21 protein-coding genes and 1 tRNA gene are annotated in these 20,537 nt (G+C 66.2%); 15 read left to right on the top strand and 7 right to left on the bottom strand.

Annotation, left to right across the window (positions count from 1 at the left end):
• Nucleotides 1–7: 7 nt before the first annotated feature.
• Nucleotides 8–1,291 (bottom strand): hypothetical protein, encoded by a 1,284-nt coding sequence (locus AAFN89_RS05805; RefSeq protein ID WP_347536844.1) that lies wholly within the window; start codon nt 1,289–1,291, stop codon nt 8–10.
• Nucleotides 1,292–1,473: 182 nt separating this feature from the next.
• Here AAFN89_RS05805 and AAFN89_RS05800 point away from each other — a divergent pair, with 182 nt between their 5' ends.
• From AAFN89_RS05800 to opgC, 3 genes are all read left to right on the top strand, one after another.
• Nucleotides 1,474–2,604, top strand: a complete 1,131-nt coding sequence (locus AAFN89_RS05800) for a glycosyltransferase family 2 protein (RefSeq protein WP_347536842.1) — start codon at nt 1,474–1,476, stop codon at nt 2,602–2,604.
• A 30-nt stretch (nt 2,605–2,634) separates the two neighbouring features.
• On the top strand, nt 2,635–3,573 hold the full coding sequence (locus AAFN89_RS05795) for a glycosyltransferase family 2 protein (protein ID WP_347536840.1): 939 nt from the start codon (nt 2,635–2,637) through the stop codon (nt 3,571–3,573).
• Nucleotides 3,574–3,653: 80 nt separating this feature from the next.
• Entirely contained in the window at nt 3,654–4,838 is a 1,185-nt protein-coding gene (opgC, locus tag AAFN89_RS05790; protein ID WP_347536838.1) for an OpgC domain-containing protein, read from the top strand.
• Between the two features lie 342 nt (nt 4,839–5,180).
• Here the strand turns inward: opgC and AAFN89_RS05785 are convergent, their stop codons facing one another.
• Together AAFN89_RS05785 and AAFN89_RS05780 are read right to left on the bottom strand one after the other, a co-directional pair.
• The gene (locus AAFN89_RS05785; RefSeq protein ID WP_347536836.1) at nt 5,181–5,798 is read right to left on the bottom strand and encodes a DedA family protein; all 618 of its coding nucleotides are present in this window, start codon (nt 5,796–5,798) and stop codon (nt 5,181–5,183) included.
• 101 nt (nt 5,799–5,899) lie between these two features.
• Complete coding sequence (locus AAFN89_RS05780; protein ID WP_347536834.1) at nt 5,900–7,147, bottom strand: MFS transporter; 1,248 nt, start codon at nt 7,145–7,147, stop codon at nt 5,900–5,902.
• 121 nt (nt 7,148–7,268) lie between these two features.
• On the opposite strand from AAFN89_RS05780, the gene AAFN89_RS05775 reads away from it, so the two are divergent.
• The 7 genes from AAFN89_RS05775 to AAFN89_RS05745 all read left to right on the top strand — a co-directional run bounded on the left by AAFN89_RS05775 (nt 7,269) and on the right by AAFN89_RS05745 (nt 13,467).
• Entirely contained in the window at nt 7,269–8,186 is a 918-nt protein-coding gene (locus AAFN89_RS05775) for a LysR substrate-binding domain-containing protein (protein WP_347536832.1), read from the top strand.
• Nucleotides 8,183–8,998 carry a helix-turn-helix domain-containing protein gene (locus tag AAFN89_RS05770; RefSeq protein ID WP_347536830.1) on the top strand — a complete coding sequence of 272 codons (816 nt, stop codon included), beginning with the start codon at nt 8,183–8,185 and terminating at the stop codon, nt 8,996–8,998. The genes AAFN89_RS05775 and AAFN89_RS05770 overlap by 4 nt, the downstream gene beginning before the upstream one ends.
• Nucleotides 8,999–9,171: 173 nt before the next feature.
• On the top strand, nt 9,172–9,525 hold the full coding sequence (locus AAFN89_RS05765; RefSeq protein ID WP_347536828.1) for a VOC family protein: 354 nt from the start codon (nt 9,172–9,174) through the stop codon (nt 9,523–9,525).
• Between the two features lie 186 nt (nt 9,526–9,711).
• Entirely contained in the window at nt 9,712–10,416 is a 705-nt protein-coding gene (locus AAFN89_RS05760; protein ID WP_347536826.1) for an SDR family oxidoreductase, read from the top strand.
• 120 nt (nt 10,417–10,536) lie between these two features.
• Nucleotides 10,537–11,352 (top strand): MipA/OmpV family protein, encoded by an 816-nt coding sequence (locus AAFN89_RS05755; protein ID WP_347536824.1) that lies wholly within the window; start codon nt 10,537–10,539, stop codon nt 11,350–11,352.
• A gap of 10 nt (nt 11,353–11,362) precedes the next feature.
• Nucleotides 11,363–12,043 (top strand): response regulator transcription factor, encoded by a 681-nt coding sequence (locus AAFN89_RS05750; RefSeq protein WP_347536822.1) that lies wholly within the window; start codon nt 11,363–11,365, stop codon nt 12,041–12,043.
• On the top strand, nt 12,043–13,467 hold the full coding sequence (locus AAFN89_RS05745; protein WP_347536820.1) for an ATP-binding protein: 1,425 nt from the start codon (nt 12,043–12,045) through the stop codon (nt 13,465–13,467). Before AAFN89_RS05750 ends, AAFN89_RS05745 begins: the two co-directional genes overlap by 1 nt.
• Nucleotides 13,468–13,528: 61 nt before the next feature.
• On the opposite strand, the gene AAFN89_RS05740 is transcribed toward AAFN89_RS05745, so the two are convergent.
• Nucleotides 13,529–13,613: transfer RNA gene (locus AAFN89_RS05740), tRNA-Leu, on the bottom strand.
• A 149-nt stretch (nt 13,614–13,762) separates the two neighbouring features.
• Between AAFN89_RS05740 and AAFN89_RS05735 the strand changes: the two genes are divergently transcribed.
• Genes AAFN89_RS05735 through AAFN89_RS05720 form a run of 4 tightly spaced genes read left to right on the top strand, consistent with a single transcriptional unit; the run spans nt 13,763 to nt 17,032 of the window.
• A complete protein-coding gene (locus AAFN89_RS05735; RefSeq protein WP_347536818.1) occupies nt 13,763–14,815 on the top strand; it encodes a M35 family metallo-endopeptidase in 1,053 nt (350 codons plus the stop codon).
• 15 nt (nt 14,816–14,830) lie between these two features.
• The gene (locus AAFN89_RS05730) at nt 14,831–15,154 is read left to right on the top strand and encodes a hypothetical protein (RefSeq protein WP_347536816.1); all 324 of its coding nucleotides are present in this window, start codon (nt 14,831–14,833) and stop codon (nt 15,152–15,154) included.
• Nucleotides 15,155–15,207: 53 nt separating this feature from the next.
• Nucleotides 15,208–15,711, top strand: coding sequence for a disulfide bond formation protein B (locus AAFN89_RS05725; protein ID WP_347536813.1), 504 nt, complete (start codon nt 15,208–15,210; stop codon nt 15,709–15,711).
• Between the two features lie 58 nt (nt 15,712–15,769).
• A complete protein-coding gene (locus tag AAFN89_RS05720) occupies nt 15,770–17,032 on the top strand; it encodes a trypsin-like serine protease (protein WP_347536811.1) in 1,263 nt (420 codons plus the stop codon).
• A gap of 5 nt (nt 17,033–17,037) precedes the next feature.
• Here the strand turns inward: AAFN89_RS05720 and AAFN89_RS05715 are convergent, their stop codons facing one another.
• A complete protein-coding gene (locus AAFN89_RS05715; protein WP_347536809.1) occupies nt 17,038–17,625 on the bottom strand; it encodes an HNH endonuclease in 588 nt (195 codons plus the stop codon).
• A gap of 145 nt (nt 17,626–17,770) precedes the next feature.
• Nucleotides 17,771–18,433, bottom strand: a complete 663-nt coding sequence (locus AAFN89_RS05710) for a dienelactone hydrolase family protein (RefSeq protein WP_347536807.1) — start codon at nt 18,431–18,433, stop codon at nt 17,771–17,773.
• Nucleotides 18,434–18,502: 69 nt separating this feature from the next.
• Here AAFN89_RS05710 and gluQRS point away from each other — a divergent pair, with 69 nt between their 5' ends.
• A complete protein-coding gene (gene gluQRS / locus AAFN89_RS05705; RefSeq protein ID WP_347537041.1) occupies nt 18,503–19,354 on the top strand; it encodes a tRNA glutamyl-Q(34) synthetase GluQRS in 852 nt (283 codons plus the stop codon).
• Between the two features lie 333 nt (nt 19,355–19,687).
• Here gluQRS and AAFN89_RS05700 read toward each other — a convergent pair whose 3' ends face one another.
• Complete coding sequence (locus AAFN89_RS05700) at nt 19,688–20,533, bottom strand: DUF4743 domain-containing protein (protein WP_347536805.1); 846 nt, start codon at nt 20,531–20,533, stop codon at nt 19,688–19,690.
• Between the last annotated feature and the right edge of the window lie 4 nt (nt 20,534–20,537).

The following is a 20,537-nucleotide window of genomic DNA, read 5'->3' as shown; positions in this document are numbered from 1 at the left end:
GCCGCCTTCAGGCGGCTCGGCCGCCGTCGCGATTGCCGTCACGATCCACGCTCGGCAGTATCACCAGCGCATAGACCAGGAAGACGGCGTAGGGCGACAGGAACGCGCCGCTGAGAAGCAGGTAGAACATCAGCAAGGCGCTGGACAGGATCGGCACGCGGGAACGGGCGTAGAGCGCGTTCAGATAGAACAGCGTGAAGGAGATCAGCCCCAGGAAGCCGTATTCGAACGCGATCTTCCCGTAGGTCGGGTCGAAGGATTGGTAGGGCGTCAGCATCATATAGCTGAGGATCGTCCCCGGTCCCTTCCCGAAGAGGAAGCTGTAGAGATCCGTCAGGATATAGTCGTCGATCATCCAGAGCGGGGATATGAAGCGCGCGAAGGCGCTGGATTCCGTGCTGCTGAATTCCCCCAGCCGGCCGGTGATGAAGTTGAGGTTCAACGCCTCGCCGAACAGCACGACCACCATCAGGGCGACGATAGCGCTAGCGATCGCCAGGATCTGGCCGCGCGCAATCAGGATGACCGGCACGAAGATCGCCAGCAGCATCATGCCGGTGCCGGAATAGGAGACGAAGATCGCGACCAGATAGACCGCGATCCTGAGCGTGATGCCGAAGAACAGGATTTCGATCAGGATCGCAAGCGCCAGAAACTGGGAGAAGGTCGACGGCTCCAGGAAGACCATGCCGTTGGCCTTGTAGATGAAGACCTGGTAGGCCAGCTCGTTCTCCGTGTTGAAGCCGGTCAGCAGCAGCGGTTCGGGTACCAGCCAGTCGAAGGTGAACAAGAGGTCGGGCCCGATCGCGAATTGCAGGAAGAACTGGCAGATGCCTGCCACCGCGGTGATCACCATGATCCACTGGAACATGTTGAACATCCGGCGCCGCGTGGCGACGGTCGTCGACACGGTCAGGATGTGGGTGACGTAGATCACCAGCATCAGGGCGATCGACGGCAGGGAGATGGGATCCCTCGCCAGGATCGTGGACAAGGCCACCACCGTGCCCGCGATCGCGAACAGGAAAAGCCGCATGGGGTCGACGACGGCGCGGCCGGTCACAACCAGCACGCCGACCGCAACCAGCGCGACGACCATGGAGAAATGGACTTGTTCCTCGCCGCCCAGCGGCACCGCGAAGCGTTGCAGGAAGGTGACGCCGATCAGGATCGCCAGGACGCAGCCCATCAGCACCTTGTCCGAGGACGCGGCCGGCGCCTCGGCGCGCATCGCGCCATGGGCGGCCTGCGGCCCGTAAGGGCGGCTGTAAGGGCGGACGTCGATCGCCATGGCGAACCTTCAGATGTTCCGTGCGTTCTTCGGGGGACCGATCGGCGACCGGGCCTCATGAGAGAAAGAATTCGGCCGCGTCCATTTAAGGTTTTCAATGAGGCAAATTCAAGATCGATCTCACCATCGATTGAAACCACGATGTTCAGCGGTGATCAAAGATGCCTGAATACATTTTATTCTTGATCGCTTTTCTGTTTTTATTTGCGGCGCTGCATCCGTTCGTCACCTTCCCCCTCTCCCTGCGGCTGGCGAGGAAGGCGAAGGCCCGGCCGCTCGACCGCCGGCCGGAGATCGAACCGACGATGGCGATGTGCTTCTGCGCCTACAATGAGGAAGCCGTCATCGCGGAGAAGGCGGAGAACCTGCTGGCGCTGAAGCGCGCGATCCCGTCGCTGGAGATCTTCGCCTATGTCGACGGGCGCGGCGACCGCACGGGAGAGATCCTTCAGTCCTACGGGAAGGACATCGCCGTCGACTGGTCCGCCGAACGGCACGGCAAGAGCCATGGCATGAACCGGATCGTCGGCATGGCGACGGCGGACGTGATCGTCTTCACCGACGCCAACGTGATGCTGGACGGCGAGGCGCTGGCCAACCTTCGCGGCTATTTCGAGGACCCCTCCGTCGGCTGCGTCTGCGGTCAGCTCCGCTACCTGGACAATGCCGACAGCGCCACGGCGTCCACCGGTTCGCTCTACTGGAAGCTGGAGGAGGCGATCAAGCAGCTTGAGAGCGACACCGGATCGGTGATGGGCGCGGACGGGTCGATCTTCGCCATAAGGCGGTCGCTCCACCGGCCGGTCCCCGCCGACATCATCGACGACATGTACGTCTCCTTCTCCATCCTGCTGGATGGCCACCGCATCGTGCGCGCGCCGGACGTGGTCGCCTACGAGCAGTCGGTCAGCAGCGCGTCGGAGGAATTCCGCCGCAAGGTCCGCATCGCCTGCCAGGCGATGAACGTCCACCGGCTGCTGTGGCCGCGCCTGCGCGGGATGGATGGCTGGAACCTCTACAAGTACGTCTCGCACAAGCTGATGCGCTGGCTGTCGATCTTCACCCTGGCGCTTTCCGCACTGTTCTTCACCGCCGGCTTCCTGGCGCAGGGATGGATCGTGGCGACAATCGCCCTCTGGGCGACGGGGCTGCTGGCGATCGCGCTGGGCGCCATGGGGGTGAAGCCGTTCGCCCAGGGCTGGAACGTGCTTCTGGCGCTCATCGGCACGGGGTTCGGCGTCGTCAAATCCTTCACCGGCGAGAGGTTCCAGACCTGGACCCCCGCCTCCTCCATCCGCCGGTCGGCATCCTGACGGGCGCGCCGGCGGCAAAGGAAATCGCTCATGATCACGCTCATCGTCCCCACCCGTAACCGCGGCTACACGCTGCGCCTCACCGCGCGCAGCTATTACGAGCAGGCCCTGGTGACGGAGATCATCTTCGTCGACGACGCGGGAACCGACGACACCGCGGAAGTCGTCGCCGCCATCGCATCGAACTATCCGGAGACGGAGACCCGCATCCTGCGCAATGAGGAGCGGAAGGGCGCGGCCTACAACCGCATCGCCGGCTATCGCGCGGCGCGGAACGACTATGTCCTCTATTGCGACGACGACGAATATCTGGAGCGGGACTACGCGAAGGTCTGCCTGGAGAAGATGCACGCGACAGGCGCGGCGATCGTGTCGGGCCGCCGGATCATCAAGACGAAGGAGGAGCGGCCGGAAGACACCGTCCGCCGGTTCGGCGACGGGTTGACCGACGAGCCGCCCTTCAACTACCGGTTCTGCGAGTTCAACCGCGACGCTACCTTCTCCGGTGATCTGGCGCTGCCGCTGACCAATTCGATCATCCTGACCCGCCGGGAGACGCTGGAGCGGTTCGGCTACGATCCTTTCTACGCGAAGGCCAACGGCTATCGGGAGGAATCGGATTTCCAGATGGCGATCTACTGCGCCGGGCTGGACATACTGGTGACCAACGAGGTCCACTCCATCCATCTGAGCCGGGAGGAATGCCGCACCGGGGGCCAGCGCTTCAACCGGTTCAGCCGGCTCTACTGGAACGTCTTCTACACCAACTATTTCTACGGCAAGTACTGGGACCGCTATGCAGAGCGGGCGGGGCTCAGCCGGTCGAAGAACGCGGCGGTCGCCGCCTTCGCCCTCTATCAGGTATATTTCCTGTTCATCAAACCGTTCCGCCGGTTGCTGCCGGGCCGGGAAGAAAGCCGTCCGGCGGCAAGGCCGCGTGGGAAAGAAAGCGCGCCGCCCGCAATTTAGGCGGATTTCCCGGCTTTGATTTCAACCGTCACAGAGAACCCACTGTCCTTCCGCCATGAGGGGGCGTAGCGATGAGGCCGATGAGAGAAAGAGACCTGAGGATCGACTTCCTCCGGGGGATGGCCATCTTCATCATCGCCATCAACCACTATACCGGCCTGGCCGGCGAGTTGGACGTGGTGGGCGCAGTCAGGATCTACACGACCTCGCATATCGGCTGGTCGTCGGCGGCCGAGCCGCTGATGTTCTTTTCCGGCTACGTGTTCGGGATCGTCTATCTGGGCGTCTATCAGAAGCGCGGCATGGGGATGGCGTTCCTGAAGGCCGCCCATCGGGCCTGGCAACTCTACGTCATCATGCTGTTCACGCTGCTGGGTCTGATCGCCTTCGCCGTCTACCCCTTCGGCCGGCCGGAGATCGTGGAGTTCCTGCGCCTGGGATATGTGCTGGACGATCCGCTGATGGCGCTGTCGCGGTTCGTGACGATGACCTACACGGTCACCTTCTTCACCATCCTGAACGTCTACATCATGTTCCTGCTGGCAGCGCCCTGGCTGCTGCCCTTCGTGGAGAAGCGGCCCTGGGTGGCGCTGGCGATCTCAGGCGGGCTGTGGGCCGCCGTGCAGGCCTTCCCCGGCTTCAACATCACCTCGCTGGAAGGCGTCTACGAATTCAACCCCTTCGCCTGGCAGTTCATCTTCATCATTGGACTGGTGCTGGGCGCCGGCCGGTACCTGGAGGTGCTGAGCGAGAAGATCGATTGGCGCGGCATCTTCGCCCTGGGCGCGGCCCTGTTCGCGATCAGCGCCTGGAAGGCGATGAAGAAGGTCGCGGATTTCGGCATGTTCGGCATGGGCGACTGGGCGGATTTCTTCGCCACGCCGTTCGCGGAATTCACCAATCTGGAGCCGCTGCGCCTGCTGCACTTCCTGATCCTGATGACGTTCGTCTATGCGCTGCTGCCCGCCTCACGCCGGCTGAACGAATTCTGGATCGCGCGGCAGTTCATGCGCTGCGGACAGCAATCGCTGGAATGCTACTGCCTCAGCATCGTGACCTGCGTGCTGCTGGCCACCGTGGTGGCTGAGCTGAATGGCGGGCTGCTGCTCTACCTGGTCGTCTGCGCCGTCAATCTGGCGATCGTCTTCGCCGCCTCCCACTTCGTCGCCTGGATGAAATCCAGCCCTTGGGCCACGCCAAAGGCGGCGGCGCAGACAGGCTCGGCCGCATCGCCCTCCGCCCCCGACGCGCGGCGAGCAGCCTGAGCCAAGCCTGGACGCCGGGATTCGGGTATTTATGGATATCTTTTTGGGTAGTGCGTCTGTTTTCGGTTCATCACGGGGTTCAGTACCTCCACCCCGTCATGCCGGACTCCTTCGGGATCCATACGCGACGACCCATGGATTCCGGATCAAGTCCGGAATGACCAATAGAAACAACGTCATGCTGGACTTGATCCAGCATCCATAGGGCGTCAACGAAAGCCGCGACCGCGCGGTCCTTCGCCGCCGGTGAAGCGGCGCGGGCCTATGGATACGGCTCGGACGCCGGAATGACTTCTTGTTTTCGGTCATGCGCAGAGGAACCTGGTATGGCTACACCTAGCCTCAGCGCGCCGACGCCCGCCGCGATCGCCGGCCGAAGGTCAGGGCGCGCCAGGCATAGATGACGACCACCGCGATCAGGACGAAGTTGGAGACGGGATTCACATATTCTTCGACCCGATGGTACTGGCTTTCCAGCAGGTAGCCGGCGGCGGCGAGAAAGGCCGTCCAGAGGGCGGTGCCGATTGTGGTGTAGAGGAGGAAGGGGATGAGCGGCATCCGCGCGATCCCTGCGGGGACGGAGATCAGGGTCCGGATGCTGGGCAGCAGGCGGCCGAAGAAGACGGCCTTGCCGCGATGCCGATCGAACCAAGCGAACGCCTCCTCTACCTCCTCCGGCGTCATGGTGAACCAGCGCCCGTGCCGGGCGACGAACCGCTTCATCCGCTCCCGCCCCAGAAGCCGGCCGATATAGAACCAGAAGAGCGCCCCCAGGACGGAGCCGACCGCGCCGGCCAGGACCACCAGGAAAATGTTGAGGTCGCCGCTGGCTGCAACGAATCCCGCCAGCGGCATGATGAGTTCCGACGGGATCGGCGGAAACAGGTTTTCCAGCAGCATCAGGAAGGCGATGCCGAGATAGCCCGTCTGCTCGACGGCGGCGGTGATCCAGTCAAACAAGGGGCGAACCTTCCTTGGGCGCGTTCTCTCCAGTGAGCGGGAAACGCCTATACCCGAAACTTGTTCGAACCGTGCCCGATATTTGATCGGCCGCCGCTTCCTCAGGACGGCGATACGGAGAGCGCGCCTTCGCCGCGCGGCCGGTCGTCCAGCGTGAAGGCCAGCAGGCCGGCCAGGACCGCCAGCGCGAAGGATCCGCCCCACAGCAGGGCGTAGCCGCCGGTCGTGTCGAACAGGATGCCCCCGGCGAACGCTCCTGCCGCCCCGCCCAGCGCATGACCGCCGGAGATCAGCCCCATGACCAGCCCCAGCCGGTGGACGCCGAGATGGCTGGCCGCCAGCCCGACCGTCACCGGCACGGTCGAATAGTCGAAGAGCCCGTAGAGGACCGCGAACAGGTAGAGGAGCCTGATGTCCGGCGCGATATAGATCAGCAGGACGAAGGTCGCCGCGCGGGCCAGGTAGATCGCCCCCAGCAGCGTCGACCGGTGCATCCTGTCCGTCAGGAGGCCCGACAGGATCATGCCCGCCATATTGACGGCGCAGAGGATTCCGTAGGCGGTCGCGCTGGGCAGCGGCGGGAATCCGCAGAAGGAGGCATAGGGCAGAAGGTGCGTCTCGATCACGCCGGAGGAGGTGAAGCCGCAGATCAGGAAGCTCCAGAACAGGATGTGGAAGACCGGCTCCCGGACCAGGGAGAGAATGCCGGCCGCCATCGATTCCCCGGTTTCAGGCGGTGCGCCGACATTCCGAGACGGGCGACCGGGCAAGGCGATAGCGGCGACCAGGGCCAGGAGGAGGGCGACGGCCGCGAGCGCAAGGAAACCGTCCCGCCAGCTTCCGGTCTGCATCAGGACCGCCACCATGGGAACGACCAGAAGTTGCCCGGCGGTCGCGCCGGCCGTCCCGATTCCGGTAGCGAGGCCCCGGCCGGAGACGAACCGCTTGGCGATCGCGGCGGCGACCACGTTCGTTCCCACCGCCGTGAAGCCCAGTGCGGCGACGAGGCCGAACGCGACGATGAACAGCGCTTCGGAGGTCGCGACCGAAACCACCGCCGCACCGGCCGCGATCAGGACCAGCCCGCCCGCCAGCAGCAGGCGCGGCCCCCTTGCATCGATCGCGCGGCCGGCGAACGGCGCCACGATCGCGGTGACCATCAGCGCCGTCGCGCCGACACCGGAAAGGAAGGAATAGGACCAGCCCAGTTCCCGCTCGATCACCGGCATGGAGAGGCCGAGGATCGCCCGCACGGAGAACGAGACGGCGAGCGCCAGGAAGCCGACCGCTACCAGGAACCAGGCGTTGAGGGAGGTCGATGCGGGTTCTTCCGCGATCCGTGCCGTCACCTATCGTCTCTCCCTCTCTCGCCTGACTGATATAGCTGCGCTAAACTCCACTCCGGAATGTGGCTCCGAACTGTGCGCCTCTGCCAGCTATGAATTCTTTCGCAAGCGTTTAGGAAATCTAATGGGACCGGTACTGCCGCTACTGGGGCTGAGGACGCTGACGGAGGTCGGCCGGCGCGGCAGCGTGCGCGCCGGCGCAGAGGCGATGGGCGTAACGCCGGGAGCGGTCAGCCAGCAGATCAGGCTGCTGGAGGACAGGCTGGGCCTTACCCTGTTCGAACGTGCGCATGGCGGCATCTTCCTCAGCGAAGCCGGCGCCCGCGTCCATCCTGCGCTGGTCCGGGCGTTCGACCAGATAGAGCAGGCGCTGGCGACGCTGGAGGCGATGAAGGGAGGTGAGAAGCTGACCGTCAGCGCCTCGCCCGCCTTCGCCTCCTGGCTCGTCCCCCGGCTCGGCGGCTTCACGAAGCGGCATCCGGAGATCGAGGTGCGGATCGAGGCGACCACGGCGCTGGCCGACCTGAAGCGCGACAGGGTGGACGTGGCGCTGCGGCACGGGCTGGGGGACTATCCGGGGCTGCGGGCCGACCGGTTCATGGTCTCCGTCCTGGTGCCGGTCGCCAGCCCCGCCCTGCTGGCGGAGGGACCGCCCATCGCGAGCCCGGCCGATTGCCTGGACTACCCGCTGCTCCATGATTCCGATCGTGCAGACTGGCCTATCTGGCTGCGGGCCCACGGCATCGAGGACGATCGTCGCGCCGGCAAGGGCCCCAGCCTGGGCGACGATTTCCTGCTGATCCGCGCGGCGGAGGCCGGCCAGGGCATCGCGCTGATCCGCGATCTCTATGCACGGGAGGAGGTCGCGGCCGGCAGGCTTCGCATCGTGCTGGATTGCCCCTGGCCCACCCGTTTCGCCTATTATGTCGTGACGAGGCCGGAGGCCAGGCAGCGCCCGGCGGTGGCCGCCTTCGTGGACTGGCTGACGGCCGAGGCGACGGCGTCGGAAACGGCGCGGGAGAGCCCGGCGGCGGAGGCATGATGGAAGATGCGGCCGAAACGGTTCTGGCGGGCTGCGCGGGACGGTATCGTGAGTTCGCCCCGTCGCCGGGCTTGCGCGCCCATTTCCGGTGCGCCTGGCTGAATGAGATGCCGGCCGGTGAGGCGGCGACGATGGCCGTCGTCCCCGACGGGTGCGTCGATATCATCTGGATCGGCGGCCGGCTGGAGGTCGCGGGGCCGGACGTGACGGCCGCCCTGTCGCGGCCGACGCCGGGCGGGACCATCGCCGGCGTCCGGTTCCGCGCCGGGGCCGCCGCCCGATGGCTGGGCCTGACGATGACGGAGCTGGTCGGCCGGCGCGTCCCCCTCGCCGACATATGGGGCAGGCGCGCAGCCGGTCTTTCCGACCGTATCGGAGAAGCCGGAACGGCCGCCGACAGGCTGACCCGGCTGGAGCGGGAGATGGAGGCTTTCGTCCCGGACGAAAGTCCGCCGCCGGAGGCGACGGCAATCTTCGGCGCGCTGGGCGGCGGGGAAGCCGGCATCCCCGCCCTTCGCGACCGGCTGGAGATCAGCGAGCGGAGCCTGCGGCGGCGATGTCACGAGTCCTTCGGCTACGGTCCCAAGACCCTGGACCGCATCCTGCGCTTCCAGCGCTTCATGACGCTCGTCCGCAGCCCGGACGCGACGCTGTCCGGCCTGGCCGCCGATTCCGGCTACGCCGATCAGGCGCACCTGTCGCGGGAGGTGAAGCGTCTTTCGAGGTTATCGCCTGCGGCCATTCTTCGCCAGACGAGCTTCCATCGACACCACATGGATGCCGGATCGGGGTCCGGCATGACCAACCAATAAGAGGTCATTCCGGACTTGACCCGGAATCCATAGGCCCTGGCCCGCCCGCCGGCATCGCAAGTCCGGCACGGACAGTCCGAACAATCCCTTTCTCCTGGCCGTTTCGTTCAAGACGACACCGTGCTTCCGTGGGAGCATCGGGAACAGCGACCAACCGCCAAGAGGAAAGACCGATGAGCGCCCCCAGCGTCGACCGACGGATCGACAATATCGAGTTCGCGGTCGAGGACATCGCCCGCGCGCGGGATTTCTACGGCAAGGCCTTCGGCTGGACCTTCACCGATTACGGCCCCAGCTACTGCGAATTCACCGACGGCAGGCTGACTGGCGGCTTCGCGAAGGGCGGCCCCGTGTCGCCGGGCGGCCCGCTGGTCATCCTCTATGCCGACGATCTGGAGGGAACGCAGCGCCGGCTGGAGGAGATGGGCGCGCCGATCGTCAAGCCGATCTTCTCCTTCCCCGGCGGCCGACGCTTTCATTTCACGGACCCGGAGGGGTACGAGTTGGCCGTCTGGTCGGCGGGTTGAGACATCCCATGGATTCCGGATCAAGTCCGGAATTGCCAACAAAAACAACGTCATGCTGGACTTGTTCCAGCATCCATGGGCCATCGCCGCTTCGCCGGCTGACAAGACGACCCCGGCCCTTTCGGTTTGCAGCGGGGGGCCAACCCTGATGAATTAGCGCGAGCGATTCATCAGGAGGGAAAGACGATGTCGGAAGAGAAGGTAGCGATCGTCACGGCCGGCGGCAGCGGCATGGGGGCGGGAGCGGCCCGGAAGCTGGCGGCGGACGGATTCAAGGTCGCCATCCTCTCCGCTTCCGGAAAGGGAGAGGCGCTGGCCCAAGAGCTTGGCGGCCTTGGCGTCACCGGGTCGAACCAGTCCAACGACGATCTGAAACGGCTGGTCGATTTGACGGTCGAGCGCTGGGGCCGGATCGACGCGCTGGTGAACAGCGCCGGCCACGGTCCGCGCGCGCCGCTGCTGGACCTCAGCGACGAGGACTGGCATCGCGGGATGGAGGTCTATTTCCTGAATGTCGTCCGGCCGACGCGGCTGGTGACGCCGGTCATGCAGCGCCAGAAATCCGGCGCGATCGTCAACATCTCCACCTTCGCGGCGTTCGAGCCCGACCCGGTCTTCCCGACCTCGGGCGTCTTCCGCGCCGGGCTCGCCGCCTACACGAAGCTGTTCGCGGACAAGTACGCCGCCGACAATATCCGCATGAACAACGTGCTGCCGGGCTTCATCGACAGCCTGCCGGAGAAGCCGGAGTTCCGCAACCGCGTGCCCATGGGCCGCTACGGCCGGACGGAGGAGGTGGCGGAACTGATCGCCCTCCTCGCCTCGGACCGCGCCGCCTACATCACAGGCCAGAACATCCGCATCGATGGCGGGATCACCCGGGCGGTCTGAGGCGACTACCGCTTTTTCATTTTCATTCGCGGACCGTTTCAGGGTCCGGTCATTCCGGAAAGCTTCATGCAAGGTTGAGGGTCCATCCGGGCGTCGTTCCAACGATGCTGCGGAGTTCCCATGCCGAACGGAAGACTGTTTCTCGCCGCCCTCGCGACATCGTCGCTCGCCCTGCCCGGCCTGGCCACCGCCCAGGATGACGGGCCGCCAGCCGACGGTTTCCAGGTCACGCTGGGCGCGGGCGCGATGTATGCGCACGATTACCGAGGGGGCGAGGATTACGAATTCCAGCCCCTGCCTATCGTTGGTCTCCGCTACCAGCGCGGCGCGATGAGCTTTGAATTGCAGGGCCTGTCGGCGAAAGCGGGGATCGAGCCTGTCGAGGGTCTTCGGCTGGGGCCGATCGTCCGCTACGCCCCCGGCCGCGATTCCGACCTGGAGAACGAGGCGGTGAGCAGGCTTTCCACCATCGACGATTCCGTGGAGGTGGGCGGCTTCCTGGAATACCAACTCTATCGCGACCAATATGGCCGGGAGGTCGAGATGGGCCTGCAGGCGCTGGCCGATGTCAACGACGGGCATGGCGGCATGCTGGCGGAAGCTTCGGTCGAATACGGCATGCCTCTTACCGAATCGCTGCATTTCAGCATCGGCGCGAACACCGTCTGGGTCGACGGCGACTATATGAACACCGTCTTCGGCGTGACGCCGGAAGGAAGCGCCGCCAGCGGCCTGCCGGTCTACAGTCCCGGCAGCGGAATCGAGAGCGCGGGGCTGGAGATCGGACTGCGCTATGATCTCAGCCACAGCTGGACGGTCATGACGCGGGCATCCTATGAACGGCTTATGGGCGACGCGGCGGACAGTCCGATAGTGTCTGACGAGGGATCGCCAGACCAGTTCCAGCTTGGCGTGGGTGTCGCCTACAGGTTTTAGGATCGCGCCCATGAAGCTGCTGTTCGTCGAAGACAATGTGAAGCTGGGAGCCGCCGCCGTTCGCGCGCTGGAACGGCTCGGCTTTTCGGTCGATCTGTTCGGGACGGTCGAGGATGGCTGGCACGCATGGCGGTGTTCAGCCTATGACGCCCTCATCCTCGACATCATGCTGGAGGAGGAGAACGGGCTGGAACTGCTGGCGCGCGGACGTTCCACCGGCCTCTCGACTCCGGCCCTGGTGCTGACCGCCCTCGGATCAATTCCCGAAAGGATCGAAGGGCTGAACGCCGGAGCCGACGATTATATGGTCAAGCCCTTCGCCGTGGAGGAGCTGGCGGCGAGGCTGCGTGCGCTGGGGCGCAGGCCGGCGTCGCTATTGGACCCTGTGCTGCGCTTCGGCGATGTCGCTTTCGATCCCGGCGTCCGGGAGCTGGAGGTGGGTGGTCGCCGTGCGTCCCTGTCGCGGGCCGAAGGCATGGTGCTGGAGCGGTTCCTGCGCGCCCAGGGCCGGATCGTCACCAAGGAACAGCTTGGCGAAAGCCTCCATGCGCTGGCGGCGGAGTTCACGGAGAACAGCATACAGATCCATGTCCACAGGGTGCGCCGGAAGCTGGACAAGCTTTCCTCCGCCGTCTCCATCCGCGCCCTTCGCGGCATCGGCTACCTCCTGATCAGCGGCGGCGAAGCGTGATGTTCCTGGCCAGACGGCGCCGATGGTCGCTGTTCTCCATCATCTTTCCCATCGTCTCGGTGCTGATGACTTCCGGTTTCCTTATCACCGCGCTGCTGGGCGCGCTGGGCGAAGAAGGGATCTGGGGCGTGCAGGAGCGGGGGCTGGCCGAGCAGGGTCGCGTCATCGCCGAGAACCTGACGCTTGACGCCGATGGCCGGCCACAGCTGGACATGGCGGAAATCCGCCGGCGGCTGCCCCTCACCTCCGACGGCGACATCTACGGTTTCGCGCTACTCCGACCCGATGGGACGGTGGCGATCGGCGGATCAGCGCCCTACGCGCCGCTGCCGGCTCCCGAAAAGATGCTCGACCCCACTGAACAGTCCTTCGGCCTGCCGCTGTGGGACGATGAGGAATTCGACGCAGACGGCCTATATTTCTACGCCTGGACCGACCCGGAAAACGGCGATCCGGTGACGTCGGTCAACGTGCTGGTCGAGGTGCAGGGGAGCCGGTTCATCATCCAGCTCACCGCCCCACGAATCGCCGATCGTCGAATTCTCCTGGATTTCCTGGTGATCACCTTCGGCGAGGCGTTCATCCCGATGCTCATCCCGCTCGGCCTCGTGCTGGCGTCGGTGTGGCTGACGCTTTATCTCAGCCTCAATCCGCTGCGGAAGATATCGGCCCGCGCCGCGCTGATTGGTCCCGCGACGCTCCATGAACGTCTGCCGACCCTGGCCCTCGCGGAGGTCGCGCCGCTGATCGATTCCTTCAATATCGCCCTAGACAGGCTGGAGAGCGCCTGGTCGGCCCAGAAGGCATTCGCCGCGAACGCCGCGCATGAGTTGCGCACGCCGCTCGCCGTGGTCCGCGCGCAGCTTGGCGACTTCCTCAGCGGACGACAGCTTGAGGAGATCGAGGAGGAATTCGACCGCCTCAACCGGCTGATCGCCCAGCTTCTGGCGCTAGCCCAGGTGGAGGCGGGGACGGAGGACAAGGGGAAGGCGTTCGACCTGGTTGGGCTGGTCCGGGAGGTTACCGCCGACATGGCCCCCGCGATCGTCGGAGGCGGCCGGTCGATCGCGCTGGAGATCGAAACAGACAGCCTGCCGGTGACCGGCGACCGTCATTTCTTCGAGATCGCGTTCCGCAACGTGCTGGAAAACGCGACCCGGCATACACCCACAGGCGCGTCGATCACGGTGCGGGTGATGGCGCGGGGCGGTGTCCGGGTCAGCGATGACGGACCGGGCATCCCGCAGCGTCTCCGGCAGCGGCTGTTCTCCCGCTTCGCCAAGGCGGACCCGAAAGGTCCCGGCGTCGGCTTGGGCCTCGCTCTTGCGCTCGCAGCCGTCCGCGCCTCCGGGGGCGACCTTCGCCTGGCGCCCGGCGACGCCGGCGCGACATTCGAGTTCCAGATGCCGGTGCAGCAGGCGTGAAAGCTCCGGGGAAGGCGGTGCACAGCCACGACGAGCGAACGGACCGCCGACAGAAGAAGAATGGTGCGGGTGGTCGGACTCGAACCGACACTCCTTGCGGAACCGGATTTTGAGTCCGGCGCGTCTACCAATTCCACCACACCCGCATATCGCCGCCGGTCCCGGCCGATGCGCCGGGATGGGGGCGGCGCATGATAGCGGGCGCGGCGGGACGGTCAATCCCGCTTCACCGTCGCCCGGTTTCGACATATCGTTCCTGATCGGCATCGAACGCGAAAGGGCTGGGACGGCGGGAATGGATCACGCGAATACCGACAATTTCTCCGATGCCTTCACGGCGGCCCGCAAGGCGATCAAGGACGAGGCCTTCCACAAGGACTGGAAGAGGGTCCTCAACGCGCTTCAGCTCCTGGCCGGGCATGACGGGCTGAACCCCGGCAAGGCGTCGGCGCTCGGCGACCTGCGCAAGAAGATCAAGAAGCACAGCAAGGACCTGACCAAGGAGGATGAGGGCATCCTGCTGGGGACCGGAGACGTCGATCCGAAACGGGCCGTCGCGGCGCAGAACGGCAAGATTGCGGAGAAGGCGGCCGCGCTGAAGCTGCTTCGCCACGTCTACATGCTGCGCAAGTCCGGCAGCCATAAGGTGTGGATCTGCTCCCTGCCCGCCGGCTACCGGAACTGGCCCCATGGCGAGGTGAAGGGCGCCCAGGTAGCGACGCTGAAGGCCAAGCTGACCCAGACCGCCGAACGCTTCAGCGAGGATGACAAGAAGCACCTGTCCAACGCCACGCAGGAGGGGCTGAAATGGTGCCACAAGACCCTGATCTCCCTCGCCCAGGCCCGGAAGGACAAGGGCGACGGCCGGGCCTTCGTGCGCCGCTGGTTCGCCGATGAGAAGGCGTCCGACGCCGAGCTGGACGCCATGATCTCCACGCTTGCCGCCGGCTTCAAGAAGATCACCGCCGTCATGAAGTCGGGCGGGCTGGTGCTGACCGACCACCCGCTTTATCGCGGCACGCAGTTCGAGGGGTCGGAGGCCTTCGTCACCGTCGGCGCGAAGCGCGACCGGCTGGATGTCGTCTATGTCGAAAGCGCCTTCTTCGGAACCAACAACCTGCTGACCGGCCTGACCAACTGGACGCGCATCCTGGTCCATGAGTTGACCCATCGGGAAGCCGCGACGGTCGACGTGCCCGGCCGGTACGCCTGGGGCGGCATCAAGCCCACCTTCGCGGCCTTCCCTTCGGCCAAGGCGATCACCAACGCCGATAGCTGGGCGTGGTACTGCGCCGACGTGGCCGGAGCGTTGACCGACAAGAACCGCAATGACGCGCTCAAACCCTGATCCCTGGAGGCATCGATGATGCAGTTCAGCCGGCCGCCGCCACCTTCCGTCGCGCCTCTGGTCCGGGACGGCGTGCGGTATGAGCAGGTGATGAACGCCACCATTCTGGGCGAGCGGCAGGTCGGCGGCTTTCTCGCCGCCATCGACGACCGCTCCGGGGAGCGGCTGTGGACGCTCAAGATCTACGATGTCGCCGCCGACCCGGTGATGGAAGGCGACGTTCAGGACGTCTTCTTCACCCGGATGGCGTGGGCCGACGGCGTCCTGGAGATCGAGAACGAGGCGGGCGATCGCTACAAGGTCGACCCGAAGACCCGGGCGGTTACCCCCGCCGGGTAGGCCGCGACCAAACGGCGCTCGCCCCCGCCATCGCAGGACGCTATACCGGTTTCATGATTCGCTCCGGCTTTCTCCCCCGCATCCCCGCCCTGCTGCTCGCGGCCAGCGCCGCGATGCTGGGCGGGGCCTTCGCCTTCCAGTACATAGGCGGGCTGCGCCCCTGCACCCTGTGCCTGTGGCAGCGTTGGCCTCATGCGGCAGTGATCGTCCTGGCGCTTCTGGCGCTGGCATCGACGGGCCGCCGGCGGCTGCAGGCTGCGCTGGTCGCGCTGGCAGGGGCAGCGCTGCTGGTCGGCGCGGGGATCGCCTTCTTCCATGTCGGGGTGGAGCAGCAATGGTGGCAGGGCACCGCCTCCTGCGGCGGCACGCTCGCCGGATCAGGCGCCGGCTCCATCAGCGACATCACCGAGCAGCTCCTGGCGACGCCGGTGACCCGCTGCGACGCCGTGGCCTGGAGCCTGATGGGCGTCTCCATGGCCGGATACAACTTCCTCTTCTCCCTCATCCTCGGAATCGTGGCGCTGCTTTCGGCGGCTCGCCTCACGAAACGGGTCTGATTTCCTTCTCCGAGCCGATCCCTCCGGTTATCATCGTTGCGGGAAGGCGGGGGAGTTCATGGGAAAACCGGCGTTTCACTATTCCGCGGCGATCGCGGCGTTCGTCCTCTGGTTCGCCGGACAGCCGCCCGCAATGGCGCAAAGCAATTCCTGCCAATGGGCCAATGACGGCGAATGCGACGAGACCCGCTTCGGCGGGACGGGCGCATGTCCGGCCGGCACCGATACCGTGGATTGCAAGATGCCCCGCGCCACGGGCGACAGCTGCCGGTGGGCCTTCGACATGGAGTGCGACGAGCCCGGCCTGGGCACCGGCGCCTGCGATCCCGGCACGGACACGACGGACTGCCGCAGCCTGGCCGCCGGCGGCGACAATTCCTGCCAATGGGCCCATGACGGCGAGTGCGACGAGCCCTGGATCGGCACCGGCTTCTGCACCAGCGGCACCGACCTTGCCGACTGCCAGCCCGCCTATCCCTGGCGCAACCGCGACAATGACTGCGAGACGGCGTTCAACGGACGATGCGAGGAACCGGGCTTCGCCAGCGCCTCCTGCCCCGCCCTGTCCGACACGGTCGACTGCCTCGGCCGCGCCACGCCGGCCCGCATCCGCGACCATTATTTCGGCAGCGACGACCGCGTGCGCCTGCCGCCCGACGGCTTCCCCTGGACGGCGATCGGCCTGCTGCGGTTCGAGAATGGCGACTGCACGGCCGCCCTGGTGGCGCCCCGGATCATCCTGACCGCCGCCCATTGCTTCTTCAACGGGACGTCCCGCGTGCTGCCCACAGAGTTCCTGGCCGGCCATTACGGCGACACCAATGTCGGGCGGGCGCAGATCATCTCCACCTATGTCGCGCCGGGATACGACCCGCATGGAGAAGTGGACGACTATACGCAGGCCCCGCTCGACTGGGGATTCGCGCTCCTGGACCGGGATCTGGGGACGGAGATCGGCACGTTCGACATATTGGTGCCCAGCACCGAGGACGTCGCCTTCGCGGCGGATGGCGGCTGGCAGCCGGTCACCCAGGCCGGCTATAGCGGCGACAGCCCCGACCATCTGACCGGCCATGTCGACTGCGAGATCGTCCGGTTCAACGACAACGGCACGATGATCCACCGCTGCGACACGACCTACGGCGATTCCGGCTCCCCGATCTTCATCGAGCGGGACGGGCATCACTTCATCGTCGCGATCGATTCCAGCTTCGTGCCGAACGTCAAGGGCCCGTCCAGCAACCGCGCCGTCGATGCCCGCTCCTTCGGCGAGCAGTTGGCCCGCTACATCCGCAATGAAGGCGTGATGACGGTGAAGTAGCGGCGCTACCGGCGCGGCCAGGTGGTCTGGGACTGCTCCTCCAGCGGGATGTCCCAGTAGCAGAAATCCATCCAGCTCTCATGAAGGAAGTTCGGCGGGAAGGACCGGCCGTTCTCCTGGAGCTGGTAGGTCGTCGGCTGGCAGGGTTCGGTCAGCGGGGTCATGCCGCACTGGCGGGGCATCTTGTTGCCCTTGCGCAGATTGCAGCAGGAGCAGGCCGTCACGACGTTCTCCCAGGTCGTCTTGCCGCCGCGGGAGCGGGGGATGACATGGTCGAAGGTCAGCTCATGCGTCGGGAAGCGGTCGTCGCAATACTGGCAGGAGAAGCGGTCGCGGAGGAAGACGTTGAAGCGGGTGAAGGCCGGCCGCCGGCTGGCCGAGACGAATTCCTTGAGCGAGATGACGCTGGGAAGCTTCATCTCGAAACTGGGACTTCGCACCGCCCGGTCATATTCGGCGATGATGTTGACCCGGTCGAGGAAGACCGCCTTCACCGCCTCCTGCCACGGCCAGAGAGACAGGGGGAAGTAGCTCAACGGGCGAAAATCCGCGTTGAGAACCAGAGCCGGGCAACTCTCGGGCGGGGGCGTCAAGGACCCGTTCCTCCGTTGGCGTCTCGTTTCCGCCGCGGCCGTCCGCGACGTTCAGATCACTATACCGCCGCTTCCGGCGTCGCAACATTTTGTGGCTATCGGGGCGCAAATGTCACGTTGTTGTAATCGCTGTGGATAAGATGGCCTAGCCGGCGAGGCATTGCACGAGGAATCTGGCCCCGGCGGTCAGCCCCTCCGGATCGATCCCGTGGCCGAGGCCGGGCCGCGCCTCCGCCTCGACCGCGAAGCCCGCCCCGTCCAGCGCCGCCCTGGCCGCCCCCAGCGCGCCGAAGGGCACGACCTGATCGGCGTCGCCATGGATCAGCATCACCGGCGGCTTCGACCGGGCTTCGGCCGGCAGCAGTTCCGGCCCCAGCAGCGCGCCGGAGAAGCCGAGCACGCCGGCGCAGGCGCGGGTGCGCCGGGGCGCGACATGGAGCGACATCATCGTCCCCTGGCTGAACCCGACCAGCGCCAGGTCGGCGTCGGTCAGGCCGCGCTCGGCCAGCGCCTCGTCGATGAAGGCGTCGAGGATCGGGGCGGTCGCCTGGATGCCGGCCAGCATCCGCGACGGCGTCCGGTCCTGAAGGCTGAACCATTGACGGCCGAAGGGCGCCATGTCGCACGGCTCCGGCCCGTCGGGGGCCAGGAACTCCGCGTCCGGCAGCACACCCGACAGCGGCGGGGCGAGGCCGATCAGATCCTGCCCGTCGGCGCCGACACCGTGCAGCAGGATGACGAGCTTGCGCGGCGCGGCGTCGGAAGCGGGCGGGTGGGACGGGCCGGAAAGGCGGGGGATGACGGTCATGGCGCGCCATCGAAGAGATCGCGGCGCGGCTTGTCAACAGGAGCGCGGGCCGGCTATGCCAGCCGGCATATGGATGGCATCGTCACCCGCTTCGCCCCCAGCCCCACCGGCCTGCTGCATCTGGGGCACGCGCACAGCGCCCTCTTCGCCCGCGCCACCGCCGGGGATGGGCGCTTCCTGCTGCGCATCGAGGATATCGACCCCGGCCGCTGCCGTCCGGAATTCGAGGCGGCGATTCTCGATGACCTCGCCTGGCTAGGCCTCTCCTGGGAGGAGCCGGTCCGCCGGCAGTCCGACCATCTGGACGATTATCGCGCGGCGGCCGACCGGCTGGAGGCGATGGACGTCCTCTACCCCTGCTTCTGCACCCGCCGGGAGATCAGGGAGGAGATCGCCCGCATGGGCGGCGCGCCGCAGGGGCCGGACGGGCCGCTTTATCCCGGAACCTGCCGCAACCTGCCGACGGCCGAGCGCGAGGCGCGGCTGGCGCGCGGCGATTCCCACGCCCTCCGCCTGGATGTGGAGAAGGCGCTGGACCTGACGGGGCCGCTCGCCTGGACCGACCGCGAAGCCGGACGCCAGCAGGCCCGACCCGGCCTTCTGGGCGACGTGGCGCTGAGCCGCAAGGACGCGCCCACCAGCTACCATCTCGCGGTCACGGTGGACGACCACCTCCAGGGCGTGACGCTGGTGACCCGCGGCCTCGACCTCTTCCCCTCAACCCACATCCACAGTCTGCTGCAGGCGCTGCTGGGCTATGCCACGCCGGAATATTGGCACCACCGGCTGATCGAGGACGAATCCGGCCAGCGCCTCGCCAAGCGCGCCGACAGCAAATCCATCCGCGCCTACCGCGACCAGGGGCTGAGCCCGGAGGAAGTAAGGCGGCTGGCGGGGTTTGGAGAAAACTCCTCACCTTGAGCCTGTCGAAAGGTGCGGGCCCATGGTTCGACGGGCTCACCATGAGGCTTATGTGGTCAATCGGGGCTGGTCCGGAATTCATGAGCGCTCGCCGCTCCACCGCCGGCGTGGAAATGCCGCCGCCCCGTCCGCCATCGACACCGTATGGATGCTGGATCAAGTCCAGCATGACATTGTTTTTATTGGTCATTCCGGACTTGATCCGGAATCCATAGGCCAGCGCCGCTCCATCGGCGGTGCAGGAAGGGCACGGTCCGGGCCTTCATCGGCACTGTATGGATGCCGGATCAAGTCCGGCATGACGGTTTTGGGAAAAGGCAAGAACCCCGCCCCTTACGACCGCAGCTCCGTCAATATCTCCAGATAGTCGGGGTCGTCGGGGGTCAGGATGCCGTGGCGGATCAGGAAGTCGATGACGACGGGGGCGCAGTTGAACTTGAACTCGTCCGTGTCGCGCACCGTCTCGGCCGCCTTGGCGACCGGCCAGCGATTGAATTCGGAGACCTCGCCGTCCATGTTCACCGGCCGAAAATCCTCGGACAGCTCCAGATCGTAGAGGAAGAGGACGTCGCGCTTCAGCCCGTTGGGCTTTTCCAAGGCATAGGTGATGGCGCCGACCGGTTTTGCCTGGAGCGCCATTTCCTGCGGCAGGCCCGCCTCCTCCGCGCATTCCTTGACGACATTCTCCGTCAGGGTCAGCCCGTGTGGCTGCCCGCCGCCGACCAGATTGTCGAGCTTGCCCGGCGCGATCAGCCGGTCCTTCGCCCGTCGCCCGACCCACATCTCCAGCCCGTCATTGGTCCGAACGAAGCCGTTGAGATGGATGCCGAAGGAGAGAAGGCCGAAGACCGTCGTCGCGCCGCGTTCGACCCGGAAGAGCGGCGGTTCGCCCCAGCGCCGGCGGGCGGAATAATCCTCGCCCCGCAGATGCCGGACGATGCCGGCTTCCGCCAGGGAAACTGCCGCCTCCGCCATGGCGGCCGAGCGTTCCTCGAACCCCGTCAGCCGGCCGGAAAGGGCGACGGATCGGTCCGTCACCTCGAACGCGCCGTCCATGCGGCGGAGGTGCGACGCCGTTTCCGGCTTCACCCAGCCGATCCGCGCGCCGTCGGCCATGAAGGGCAGGAAGCCCGCCAGATCATGGCTGGTACAGGCGCGGATACGATCGAGATAGCTCATGGAT

Origin of the sequence: Inquilinus sp. CAU 1745 (assembly GCF_039839375.1) — a bacterium.
Taxonomy (GTDB): Bacteria; Pseudomonadota; Alphaproteobacteria; order DSM-16000; family Inquilinaceae; genus JBDOQU01.
Note: the sequence above shows the minus strand (reverse complement) of the source record. Positions and strands in the feature narration are given on the sequence as shown.

Bases quoted from the DNA above. Each gene is read 5' to 3' on its own strand.
- AAFN89_RS05775 (WP_347536832.1), top strand. From the start codon at position 7,269: ATGGGACCGGTACTGCCGCTACTGGGGCTGAGGACGCTGACGGAGGTC.
- AAFN89_RS05760 (WP_347536826.1), top strand. From the start codon at position 9,712: ATGTCGGAAGAGAAGGTAGCGATCGTCACGGCCGGCGGCAGCGGCATG.
- AAFN89_RS05700 (WP_347536805.1), bottom strand. From the start codon at position 20,533: ATGAGCTATCTCGATCGTATCCGCGCCTGTACCAGCCATGATCTGGCG.
- AAFN89_RS05750 (WP_347536822.1), top strand. From the start codon at position 11,363: ATGAAGCTGCTGTTCGTCGAAGACAATGTGAAGCTGGGAGCCGCCGCC.
- AAFN89_RS05710 (WP_347536807.1), bottom strand. From the start codon at position 18,433: ATGACCGTCATCCCCCGCCTTTCCGGCCCGTCCCACCCGCCCGCTTCC.
- AAFN89_RS05795 (WP_347536840.1), top strand. From the start codon at position 2,635: ATGATCACGCTCATCGTCCCCACCCGTAACCGCGGCTACACGCTGCGC.
- opgC (WP_347536838.1), top strand. From the start codon at position 3,654: ATGAGAGAAAGAGACCTGAGGATCGACTTCCTCCGGGGGATGGCCATC.
- AAFN89_RS05745 (WP_347536820.1), top strand. From the start codon at position 12,043: ATGTTCCTGGCCAGACGGCGCCGATGGTCGCTGTTCTCCATCATCTTT.
- AAFN89_RS05730 (WP_347536816.1), top strand. From the start codon at position 14,831: ATGATGCAGTTCAGCCGGCCGCCGCCACCTTCCGTCGCGCCTCTGGTC.
- AAFN89_RS05735 (WP_347536818.1), top strand. From the start codon at position 13,763: ATGGATCACGCGAATACCGACAATTTCTCCGATGCCTTCACGGCGGCC.
- AAFN89_RS05720 (WP_347536811.1), top strand. From the start codon at position 15,770: ATGGGAAAACCGGCGTTTCACTATTCCGCGGCGATCGCGGCGTTCGTC.
- AAFN89_RS05725 (WP_347536813.1), top strand. From the start codon at position 15,208: ATGATTCGCTCCGGCTTTCTCCCCCGCATCCCCGCCCTGCTGCTCGCG.
- AAFN89_RS05765 (WP_347536828.1), top strand. From the start codon at position 9,172: ATGAGCGCCCCCAGCGTCGACCGACGGATCGACAATATCGAGTTCGCG.
- AAFN89_RS05805 (WP_347536844.1), bottom strand. From the start codon at position 1,291: ATGGCGATCGACGTCCGCCCTTACAGCCGCCCTTACGGGCCGCAGGCC.
- AAFN89_RS05755 (WP_347536824.1), top strand. From the start codon at position 10,537: ATGCCGAACGGAAGACTGTTTCTCGCCGCCCTCGCGACATCGTCGCTC.
- AAFN89_RS05770 (WP_347536830.1), top strand. From the start codon at position 8,183: ATGATGGAAGATGCGGCCGAAACGGTTCTGGCGGGCTGCGCGGGACGG.
- gluQRS (WP_347537041.1), top strand. From the start codon at position 18,503: ATGGATGGCATCGTCACCCGCTTCGCCCCCAGCCCCACCGGCCTGCTG.